The sequence below is a fragment of the Microbacterium sp. genome, assembly GCF_031178525.1.
Classification (GTDB): Bacteria; Actinomycetota; Actinomycetes; order Actinomycetales; family Microbacteriaceae; genus Microbacterium.
The window spans coordinates 1-11,041 of sequence record NZ_JAPSJA010000074.1; the positions used below are offsets into that span (position 1 = coordinate 1).

At 71.8% G+C, this 11,041-nt stretch carries 8 protein-coding genes; 7 read left to right on the forward strand and 1 reads right to left on the reverse strand.

The genetic code is table 11. The features are described from left to right. From RIF89_RS06820 to RIF89_RS06850, 7 genes are all read left to right on the forward strand, one after another. Positions 1 to 1,832: SCO7613 C-terminal domain-containing membrane protein (locus RIF89_RS06820; protein WP_375294445.1), on the forward strand; the 1,832-nt coding region annotated here is incomplete at its 5' end. Between the two features lie 53 nt (positions 1,833 to 1,885). After that, positions 1,886 to 2,506, forward strand: a complete 621-nt coding sequence (locus RIF89_RS06825) for a cyclodeaminase/cyclohydrolase family protein (protein WP_309068381.1) — start codon at positions 1,886 to 1,888, stop codon at positions 2,504 to 2,506. A 73-nt stretch (positions 2,507 to 2,579) separates the two neighbouring features. Then, positions 2,580 to 6,092, forward strand: coding sequence for a DNA polymerase III subunit alpha (gene dnaE / locus RIF89_RS06830; RefSeq protein WP_309068382.1), 3,513 nt, complete (start codon positions 2,580 to 2,582; stop codon positions 6,090 to 6,092). Positions 6,093 to 6,189: 97 nt separating this feature from the next. Further along, positions 6,190 to 7,629 (forward strand): hypothetical protein, encoded by a 1,440-nt coding sequence (locus RIF89_RS06835; RefSeq protein WP_309068383.1) that lies wholly within the window; start codon positions 6,190 to 6,192, stop codon positions 7,627 to 7,629. Positions 7,630 to 7,670: 41 nt separating this feature from the next. Next, on the forward strand, positions 7,671 to 9,008 hold the full coding sequence (gene hisD / locus RIF89_RS06840; RefSeq protein ID WP_309068384.1) for a histidinol dehydrogenase: 1,338 nt from the start codon (positions 7,671 to 7,673) through the stop codon (positions 9,006 to 9,008). A gap of 11 nt (positions 9,009 to 9,019) precedes the next feature. Further along, positions 9,020 to 9,514: a transcriptional regulator NrdR gene (gene nrdR / locus RIF89_RS06845; RefSeq protein WP_309068385.1), complete on the forward strand. Its 495-nt coding sequence runs from the start codon at positions 9,020 to 9,022 to the stop codon at positions 9,512 to 9,514. A gap of 28 nt (positions 9,515 to 9,542) precedes the next feature. Continuing rightward, complete coding sequence (locus RIF89_RS06850; RefSeq protein WP_309068386.1) at positions 9,543 to 10,568, forward strand: quinone-dependent dihydroorotate dehydrogenase; 1,026 nt, start codon at positions 9,543 to 9,545, stop codon at positions 10,566 to 10,568. A 94-nt stretch (positions 10,569 to 10,662) separates the two neighbouring features. Here the strand turns inward: RIF89_RS06850 and RIF89_RS06855 are convergent. Further along, positions 10,663 to 11,041: DUF3043 domain-containing protein (locus RIF89_RS06855; protein ID WP_309068387.1), on the reverse strand; the 379-nt coding region annotated here is incomplete at its 5' end.

Sequence of the window (11,041 nt, forward strand, 5' to 3'; positions counted from 1 at the left end):
CCGGCCTCGCGGCGTCCGGAGCCACGACGGCGCTCGTGGCGATCATCGTCGGCGTCTACGACCGGGCGCTCGCTCTCGTGTTCGGCGCAGACGGGGCGCCGGAGCACGTCTGGCTGCTCCTGCCGGTCGTCACGGCGTACCTGGCGGCCTTCGGCGCCGTGCGCCCGCCGCGCAGACCGGGCGCGTTCGCGCGCGTCGTGCCGCCGCTCAGCGTCCTGGCCTCACTCGTCGCCCTGCTCGTGATGCCGCGCGACGTCGCGACGGAGGCGGCGGCGTTCGCCGTGCTCGCCGTCGTGCACGTCGCCTCCGCGCACGTCGCGAGGGCGCCGTTCGCCGCCGTCTCGCGCTGGACGACGCTCGCAGCGGCGATGCTGCTGGGGACGAGCGCGCTGCTGCGCGGCACCTACGAGCCGATCGAGCTCGTGTCGCTGCCGATCGCGGCCATGACGCTGGCGGGCGCGATCGCGGCGCTGCTGGGGCGTGCCCGCACCCCGGGCGAGGCGGTGCGCGCCGAGCACGTCGTGTGGCTGTGCGGGCTCGCGGTCGCGATGGGGCCCAGCCTCGCGGCGCCCGTCGCGGACGCGCGGATGTGGACCGTCATCGTCGCGGGCACGGTGCTCGCGCTGGCTGCGGGTCTCCTGCGTCACCCCCTCGCGGTGCCGTCCGCGCTCGTGCTGTCGGCGGGCGCGCTGGTCATGGGGTTCCGCGTGCTCGTGACGCTCGAGGCCGCCGCGCTGCCGGCGAGCCTCGCGGGCGCCGGCGCGGTGCTGCTCGGTGCCGTGCTCGTCTGGCGGGGCACCGCCGTCGCGTCCGCATGGGTGCTCGCGGCGCCCATCGCGGGCGTGGCGCTGACATCGCTCGCCGCGCTGCTCGGAGGCGCGGGCGCGCTCGCGCCGACCGTCGGCATCTTCGCGGTGGCCACGCTCGGCGGGGGCGTCGGCGCGTGGCTGCTGCGCCCGCGCGCCTGGACCCGCTTCGGCGCCGTCCTCGCCGCGGGCGGCGTCGCGACCGCGGTCCTCGCGGCCGTCCCGCGCTATCTGGCGGCGACGGACGGCGATCCCGTCGGTGAGGCGGCGATCTGGCCGTTCGCGTGCTTCTTGGCGGTCTCGTCGGTCGCGACCGTCGCCTTCCTGCGGGCGTCCGACCCTCGCATCCGGCAGGTCGCGGCCGGTGGGGTCGGTATCGGGGCGGTGGTGCTCGCGCTGGGCGAGTCGGGGGGGCTGGTCGCGCTGCCGGAGCCGGGAGCGCAGATCGTCGCCGTCGCGACGACCACGGTGCTCACCGTCGTCGCCGGCGGGGGCTTCGCGCTGCGTGCGAGGCTCGGATCCGGGCTCTGGATCGCCGCGACGGCGGCCGTCGCGGTCTTCGCGCTCGGGGCGCTCGCACTGGGCCTGCGGCCGCTCGAGCTGCTGACCGTCCCACCGGCTCTCGGCCTCACCGCGCTGGGAGCGCGCAGGATGCGCAGCGCGGCCGGCGCGCGCAGCTGGTCGGCCCTCGGCCCGGGACTGGTGCTCCTGCTGATCCCGTCGCTGCTGCACGACCTCGGTCCCTCCGCGCTCTGGCGAGTGGTCGCCCTGGGCGTCGTCGCCGTGGCGCTCGTGGTGATCGGCGCGCTGGGCAGGCTGCAGGCACCGCTCGTGCTGGGCTCGGTCGTCGCGCTCGTCCACGGCGTGGCGCAGCTGTGGCCGTGGATCTCCACCACCTACACCGTCGTGCCGTGGTGGCTGTGGGCGGGACTGGCGGGCGCGCTGCTGATCTTCATCGCCGTGCGGTACGAGCAGCAGAAGGTGGCCCTGCAGAAGGCCTTCGTCGCCGTGTCCTCCCTCCGCTGATCCGCGCCTGTCAAGTCCTGGCCGCCGGGCGCGGGGACCGAGAGGATGGGCGCATGTCAGAGCGGATGACCACGCGCGACGCCAGCATCGACCGATGGACGGCGCGCCTCGGCGAGGCGCAGGGAGACCCCGGCGGGGGAGCGGCGGCGGGCGTCATGCTCGCGCTCGCGGCCGGCCTGATCTCGATGGTCGCGGGCTACTCCGACGCGGACGAGGTGCGAGCGCGGGCGCGCGCGCTGCGGGAAGAGGCCCTGGACGCGGCCGATGCGGACGCCGCGGCGTCAGGCGCCTTCGGTGCCGCGTTCCGCCGCGACGACGACGGCCGCGCTGAGGCCATCCGGGGGGCGTCGCTCGAGGCCGCGCGCTCATCGGCGAGGCTGGGCGCGCAGGCCCGTGCGGCGATCCCGGATCTCGAGCACCTCGCGGCGCACGGCGATCCGACCCTGGTCGCGGATGTCGCGGTCGCGGCCGCCGCGCTGCGAGCCGCCCTCGCCAGCGCGCGCACGAACCTCAGCTACGACCTGGCCACGCTGCGCTCCGCCGGCATGTCCCTCGCCGAGGTGCGCGCGGCGCATCCGGATCTGTGGACCGCCGTCGCCGGGCTCGACGATGCGATCGCCCGCGTCGACGGCCTGACCGACCGCATCGACGACCGCGCGGCGCCGACCGACTGATGCGACGCGCCCGGCGATCCCGACACCCGGGGCGCCGGGCCGCCATGTCGGAGGCGAAACCTAGACTCGATCCATGGCCTCCGACTCCTTCGTCCACCTGCATGTGCACAGCGAGTACTCGATGCTCGACGGAGCGGCGAAGATCGGGGCGATGACGCAGGCGGCGGCCGACTACGGCATGCCGGCGATCGCGGTGACCGACCACGGCAACACGTTCGCGGCGTTCGAGTTCTACAAGGCCGCCAAGGCGTCCGGCATCAAGCCGATCATCGGCCTCGAGGCCTACGTCACGCCCGGCACGCACCGCAGCGACAAGTCGCGCGTGCAGTGGGGGTCTCCCGACCAGCGCAGCGACGACGTGTCGGGCTCGGGTGCGTACACCCACATGACGATGTGGAGCCAGACGACCGAGGGCATGCACAACCTCTTCCGGCTGAGCTCGCTGTCGAGCATGGAGGGCTACTACTTCAAGCCGCGCATGGACCGCGAGCTGCTGCAGACCTACGGCAAGGGCCTCATCGCCACGACCGGCTGCCCGTCGGGCGAGATCCAGACCCGGCTGCGTCTGGGGCAGTACGACGCCGCCCGCGCCGCGGCCGCGGAGTTCCAGGACATCTTCGGCAAGGAGAACTACTTCGCCGAGATCATGGACCACGGTCTGTCGATCGAGCGCCGCGTCATGACCGATCTGATCCGGATCGCGAAGGATCTCGACATCCCGCTCGTCGCGACGAACGACTCGCACTACACGCATCAGCACGAGGCGGATGCGCACGCGGCCCTGCTGTGCGTGCAGTCGGGCTCGACGCTGGACGACCCGAACCGCTTCAAGTTCGACGGCGACGGCTACTACGTCAAGACGGCGCAGGAGATGCGTCACCTGTTCCGCGACCACCCCGAGGCGTGCGACAACACGCTGCTGATCGCCGAGCGGTGCGAGGTCGAGTTCAACACGTCGGCCAACTACATGCCGCGCTTCCCGGTGCCAGAAGGGGAGACCGAGGACAGCTGGCTGATCAAGGAGGTCGAGAAGGGCCTTCACTACCGCTACCCCGCGGGCATCCCCGACAAGGTCCGCAAGCAGGCCGAGTACGAGGTCGGCATCATCCTGCAGATGGGCTTCCCTGGGTACTTCCTTGTGGTCGCCGACTTCATCAACTGGGCGAAGGACAACGGGATCCGCGTGGGTCCGGGCCGTGGGTCGGGCGCCGGCTCGATGGTCGCCTACGCGATGCGCATCACCGACCTCGACCCGCTCGAGCACGGCCTCATCTTCGAGCGCTTCCTGAACCCCGACCGCGTGTCGATGCCCGACTTCGACGTCGACTTCGACGACCGCCGCCGCGGCGAGGTGATCGAGTACGTCACCCGCAAGTACGGTTCCGAGCGCGTGGCGCAGATCGTCACGTACGGCACGATCAAGTCGAAGCAGGCTCTGAAGGACGCGGGCCGCGTGCTGGGCTTCCCGTTCTCGATGGGCGAGCGCCTGACGAAGGCGATGCCGCCGGCCGTGATGGGAAAGGACATGCCGCTGGACGGCATGTTCGACCCCGAGCACCCGCGCTACAAGGAGGCCAGCGAGTTCCGCTCGCTGATCGAGACCGACCCCGAGGCCAAGACGGTGTACGACCGCGCGGTCGGACTCGAGGGCCTGAAGCGCCAGTGGGGCGTGCACGCGGCCGGCGTGATCATGTCCAGCGAGCCCCTGCTCGACATCATCCCGATCATGCGCCGCGAGCAGGACGGGCAGATCGTCACGCAGTTCGACTACCCGGCGTGCGAGTCGCTCGGCCTGATCAAGATGGACTTCCTCGGGCTGCGCAATCTGACGATCATCTCGGACGCGCTCGACAACATCCGGATGAACCGCGGCGAGGAGCTCGACCTCGAGAAGCTCGATCTCGGCGACCGTCCGGCCTACGACCTGCTGTCGCGCGGCGACACCCTGGGCGTGTTCCAGCTCGACGGCGGGCCCATGCGCTCGCTGCTGCGCCTCATGAAGCCCGACAACTTCGAGGACATCTCGGCCGTCATCGCGCTGTACCGCCCGGGCCCCATGGGGGCGAACTCGCACACGAACTACGCGCTGCGCAAGAACGGCCTGCAGCCGATCACGCCGATCCACCCCGAGCTCGAGGAGCCGCTGCGCGACATCCTCGACACGACCTACGGCCTGATTATCTACCAGGAGCAGGTCATGGCCATCGCGCAGAAGGTCGCCGGGTTCAGCCTCGGCCAGGCCGACATCCTGCGTCGCGCGATGGGCAAGAAGAAGAAGTCCGAGCTCGACAAGCAGTACGAGGGGTTCTCGGGCGGCATGAAGGAGCGCGGATTCGGCGACGCCGCGATCAAGGCGCTGTGGGACATCCTGCTGCCCTTCTCCGACTACGCGTTCAACAAGGCCCACTCCGCCGCCTACGGACTCGTGTCGTACTGGACCGCGTACCTCAAGGCGCACTACCCGGCGGAGTACATGGCCGCGCTGCTGACCAGTGTGGGCGACTCCAAGGACAAGATGGCGCTCTACCTCAACGAATGCCGCCGGATGGGCATCCGCGTGCTGCCGCCGGACGTGTCCGAGTCGATCAACTACTTCGCGGCCGTCGGCGAGGACGTGCGCTTCGGCCTCGGCGCGGTGCGCAACGTCGGCACCAACGTGGTCGACGGCATCGTGGCCGCGCGCGAGGACGGTCCGTACACGTCGTTCCACGATTTCCTGAACCGCGTTCCGCTGCATGTGGCGAACAAGCGCACGGTCGAGTCGCTCATCAAGGCCGGCGCGTTCGACTCGACCGGGTCCACGCGGCGGGCTCTGATGGAGATTCACGAGGGCGCGGTCGAGGTCGCCGTCACCGACAAGCGCAACGCGGCCGGGGGAGCCATCGGGTTCGACTTCGACAGCCTGTGGGACGAGCCGCAGGCCGTGCAGAAGGTGCCGGATCGCCCCGAGTGGACGAAGAAGGACAAGCTCGGGTTCGAGCGCGAGATGCTCGGGCTGTACGTGTCTGATCACCCGCTGGCGGGGCTCGAGGTTCCGCTCGCGAAGCACCGCACCATCACGATCAGCGCGTTGCTGGCGTCGGAGGATCTGCAGGACGGCGACCAGGTCACGGTCGCGGGGCTCGTAACGAGCGCTCAGCACCGCGTGGCGAAATCGAGCGGCAACCCCTACGGCATGATCACGGTCGAGGACTTCGAGGGCGAGGTCACGGTCATGTTCATGGGCAAGACCTACACCGAGTTCCAGCCGATCCTGCAGCAGGACGCGATCCTGGTCGTGAAGGGGCGCGTGTCGCGTCGGGACGATGGCATGAACCTGCACGCGCAATCGGCGTTCGCGCCCGACGTGGGCTCCTTCGACGAGGCGGGCCCGCTCACGCTCGTGCTGCCCGAGCAGCGCGCGACGGAGCAGGTCGTGCAGGATCTCGCCGATGTGCTGCGTCGCCACCGGGGCGACACCGAGGTGCGGCTCAAGATGCACAAGGGCCGCACGGCGAAGGTGTTCGAGGTGCCCCTGCCGGTGCGGATCACGGCCGACCTGTTCGGCGACCTCAAGTCGCTGCTCGGGCCGCAGTGCCTCGGCTGAGTCCTCACCCCTGACCCGGGGAGAACCGCCCCAGGGAGCCCATAAGGCGCGTCGATAGGATCGACCGCATCCCGAGCACGTCGTCGAGAGGATCAGCGTGACCGACCAGCATCCGGCCACCCCGCAGGCTCCCGAGCAGCCTGCTTCCGCGCCCGGCGGCGCGGAGAACCCGCCCACCGCGGCGGAGCACAGCACGGCCGGCGTCGGCGGAAGCGGGGCACCGCTGCACGGGGTGGGTCCGTTCACGATCCGGGAGGCGGTCCTCGTCGCGCTGGCGGGCCTGATCCTGCTGGTGTCGTTCTTCTCGATGTACGACCGGGGGTACGCGTCGATCTGGGGCGCCTCGCTCGACTGGGTGCTGGGCGTCGCGCTGCCGGTCGCAGCGGGCGTGCTGCTCGTGATCCGCCGGCTGTCGCCGTCCACACGCCTGCGCGTCGGATCCCTGTCCGTCGACCAGTTCGCGTCGGTCGCCTTCTCCGTCGCGGCCGTCCTGTGGCTCAGCCGACTGGGATACGGCGTTCAGAACGTCGTCGACGAGTTCCCGTTCACCCTCTCCGGCGTGGTGTGGCTCGAGCTGCTGCTGACGACGGCGGGAGTGTTCTTCTCGGTCGTCGCTCCGTTCGTGGCGCCGTTCAAGGACGACTTCGCGGGCCGTGCCGAGAGCGTCGCGCACCCGGCGGCCCGCGCCCCACGGTCGGTCGTGCAGCGACCGCGACCCGAGACACCGCAGGCCTGGCCGCAGGCGCACGGCCAGCCACCCTACGGGCAGCAGTACCCCCAGCCCGCGCAGGGCTACGGACAGCCGCCGTACGCCCAGCCGGGTCACGCCCCGCAGTGGGGGCAGCCCGCGTACGGGCAGCAGCAGTGGGGCCAGCCGGCCTACGGCCAGGAGCACGGCCAGGCGCCTTACGGTCAGCCGACGTACGGCCAGCAGCAGCTCCCGCCGCCGGGCCAGGCGCCGTACGGGGAGCCTGCCTACGGGCAGCAGGTTCCGCTTCCGCCTCACACGCCCCAGCCGGCACACGCTCCGCAGTCGGAGGCCGCCGAGCCGCCGTTCACGACCGAGACCGAGGCGATCGCCGAGCAGGTCGTCGAGCACAACGTCGCGGCCGAGTCCCCGGCCGGCGGCGACGCCGCGGTCCCCGCCGCGCAGAGCGCGGATGACGACGTCGTGACGACCGTCCACCCGATCCTGTCCGATGCCGAGCCGGCGACGCGGCCTGACGCGGTGACGGAGGACGAGCCCGCGACGCAGCCGGAGCCGGCGGCGCAGGACGAGCCCGCGACGCGGCCCGAGCCGGTGACGCAGGACGAGCTCGCGACGCAGCCCGAGCCCACGGTCCCCGCGCCGCAGGCTTTCTGGGCACTCGCGCCGGAGGAGCGCGACGTCGTCGACGCCTACGGTGCGCCGCTGTTCCGGGTCGGTCCGACCGCATGGGCGCTCGTGATCGAGGACCGGGGCGATTCGTACGTCGTGCGCCACGACGACGGTCGCATCGGCTTCCTGCACGACGTCTCGGGCATCACGCGCGGCTGACATCGAGCACCACCCGGAGGAGCGGCTGACAGAATAGAGGGATGCGCACCATCGATCTCCGCGGACGCTCGCTTCGTCCGGCGGAACTGCTCGCCGTCGTCCCTCGCGCCGCAGAAGCCCGGGCCGTGGCGCTGCATGTCGCGGCGGAGATCGTCGAGGACGTGCGCGTGCGGGGCGAGCAGGCGCTGCGCGAGCAGGCCGAGCGCTTCGACGGCGTGACGGGTCACGCGGTGCGCGTGCCCGCAGCGCACATCGCCGACGCGCTCGCGTCCCTCGATGCGGACGTCCGCGGCGCGCTCGAGGAGGCGATCCGGCGTGTGCGCGAGGCATCGGCCGCGCAGATCCCCGCCCCGCAGGTGACCGAGCTCGGTCCCGGCGCTCGTGTGACGCAGCGCTGGCAGCCCGTGTCGCGCGTGGGCGTCTACGTGCCCGGGGGCAAGGCCGTCTATCCCTCCAGCGTCGTGATGAACGTGGTGCCCGCGCAGGTCGCGGGGGTCCGCAGCGTCGCGCTCGCCTCGCCCGCTCAGCGCGACCAGGACGGCCGCGTGCACCCGACGATCCTCGCCGCCGCCGGGCTGCTCGGCATCGACGAGGTCTACGCCATGGGAGGAGCCGGCGCGATCGGCGCGCTGGCGCATGGCGTCGCGTCGCTCGACCTCGACCCCGTCGATGTCGTGTCGGGCCCGGGGAACAACTTCGTCGCCGCCGCCAAGCGGGCGGTCGCCGGCGTCGTCGGCACCGATTCCGAGGCCGGCGCCACGGAGATCCTGATCGTCGCGGACGACACCGCGGATCCGCGCCTGGTCGCCTTCGACCTCGTCAGCCAGGCAGAGCACGACGAGCAGGCTTCGGCCGTGCTGGTGACCCCGAGCGCGCGGCTCGCGGAGGCCGTCGCGACCGAGGTGGCGGAGGTCTCGAGCGCCACCCGTCACCGCGAGCGGGTGGCGGCCGCGCTGGCGGGGGAGCAGTCGGCGATCGTGCTGGTCGACGATCTCGCCGCGGCCGAGATGTTCAGCAACGCCTACGCGCCCGAGCACCTCGAGATCCACGTCCAGGATGCGCGCGCGTCTGCGGCGCGCTGCACGAGCGCGGGCGCGGTGTTCGTCGGCTCCTACGCGCCCGTGAGCCTCGGCGATTACCTCGCAGGATCCAACCACGTGCTGCCGACCGGGGGACAGGCGCGCTACGCGGCCGGTCTCGGCGCGCACACGTTCCTGCGCCCGCAGCAGGTCATCGAGTACGACCGCGCGGCGCTGGCGGAGGTCCGCGACGGCATCGTGGCGCTCGCGGAGGCCGAGGCCCTTCCCGCTCACGGTGAGGCGATCACGGCGCGGTTCGCGGACGCGCGCCACCAGGATCTCCCGAGCTCCGCCGCGTAGGCTTTCGCGCTATGCACTGCCCCTTCTGCCGCCACGGCGACTCCCGCGTCATCGATTCCCGCACGAGCGACGACGGCCTCTCGATCCGGCGGCGCCGGCAGTGCCCGCAGTGCGGCGGCCGGTTCTCGACGATCGAGACCGCAAGCCTGAACGTGATCAAGCGCTCGGGTGCGGTCGAGCCGTTCAGCCGCGACAAGGTCATCTCGGGTGTGCGCAAGGCCTGCCAGGGCCGTCCCGTCACGGACGCGGATCTGGCGATCCTCGCGCAGCGCGTGGAGGAGGCGGTGCGGCAGACCGGTCTGAGCCAGATCGACGCGAACGAGATCGGCCTGGCCATCCTGGGACCGCTGCGCGAGCTCGATGAGGTCGCGTACCTGCGCTTCGCGAGCGTGTACCAGGCGTTCGAGTCGCTCGACGACTTCGAGACGTCCATCGCCGAGCTGCGCGCCGACCACGCTCGCGCCTCGCTCGCCGACGCGGCGGCGGGCGGCGACGAGTCGGCCTGACCGCCGACCGACCGATAGCCTGGAGCGGATGTATCCCCTCCTCTTCCGGCACGTCCTTGCACGCTTCGATCCCGAGACCGCCCACCACCTCGGCATGGCGGTCATCCGCATCGCCGGCCTCGCGCCGGTCGCGGCTGTCGTGCGCCGCCTCACGCGCCCCGCGCCCGAGCTCTCGGTCGAGGCGCTGGGGCGCGTGTTCCCCTCGCCGTTCGGCGTCGCGGCCGGTTTCGACAAGAACGCCGTCGGCGTGCGGGGGCTCGACGCCCTCGGCTTCGGACACGTCGAGATCGGCACCGTCACGGCCATCCCGCAGGAGGGCAATCCGAAGCCGCGCCTGTTCCGCCTGATCGCCGACCGCGCGGTCATCAACCGGATGGGCTTCAACAACCGCGGCGCCGAGGCCGCCGCACGTCGCCTCGCGCGCCTGCGCCGCAGCGGCGCGGTGGTCGGGGCGAACATCGGCAAGAGCCGCGTGGTCGACGTCTCCGACGCGACCGCCGACTACGTCACGAGCGCGCGGATGCTCGCCCCGCTGTCCGACTACCTCGCGGTGAACGTGTCGTCGCCGAACACGCCGGGCCTGCGGGGACTGCAGGCGGTGGCGACGCTCTCACCGCTGCTGCGCTCGGTGCGTGATGCGGCCGGCTCCACGCCCGTCCTGGTGAAGATCGCGCCGGACCTTCCCGACGACGAGATCGCCGCCATCGCGCGCCTCGCCGTCGACGAGGGCCTCGCCGGCATCATCGCGACGAACACCACCATCTCGCGCGAGGGCCTCGTGACCGAGGCCGCCGAGGTGGAGGCGATGGGCGCCGGGGGACTGTCGGGTGCGCCGCTGAAGGCGCGCGCCCTCGACGTGCTGCGCACGGTGCGGGGCGCGGTGCCCGACGACTTCTGCGTGATCTCGGTCGGCGGCGTCGAGACGGCCGACGACGTGCAGCAGCGACTCGACAACGGCGCGACGCTCGTGCAGGGCTACACCGCGTTCCTCTACCGCGGTCCGCTCTGGGCGCGCGAGATCAACCGCGGTCTGCAGCGGCTGCGCGCGAACTGATCCGTGGCGCTCCCCGGGCCGGAAGCCGGTTCCGGTCTGAGGAGGTCGCTTCCTGACGCGTGCCGCTCGAGGAGCGGGTGCCCGGCGGGAGCGATCAGGCGGGGTACTGGCCGCGCTTGACCTGCGCCTTGGGCAGGCGCATGAAGCGCATCTGTACGGAGCGCATCGCGGAATACCAGCCGAGGCCCTTCTCGAGCTTCTCCTTGCCGAACTTCGCCGCAGCCTTCCGCTTCACGGTGCGGGAGAGGATGATCATGTCGCCCACGACGAAGAAGATGAACACCCACAGCGCCACGAACGACCAGTACTGGAAGAAGTCCAGCGGGATGAACGTCATGATGATCACGAGCACCATGGCGGGCATCAGGAACTCGCCCAGGTGCCAGCCGGCGTCGGTGTAGTCGCGCGCGAAGCGCTTCTGCGGCCCCTTGTCGCGCACCGGGAGGAACTTCTCCTCGCCGTTGGCCATGCCG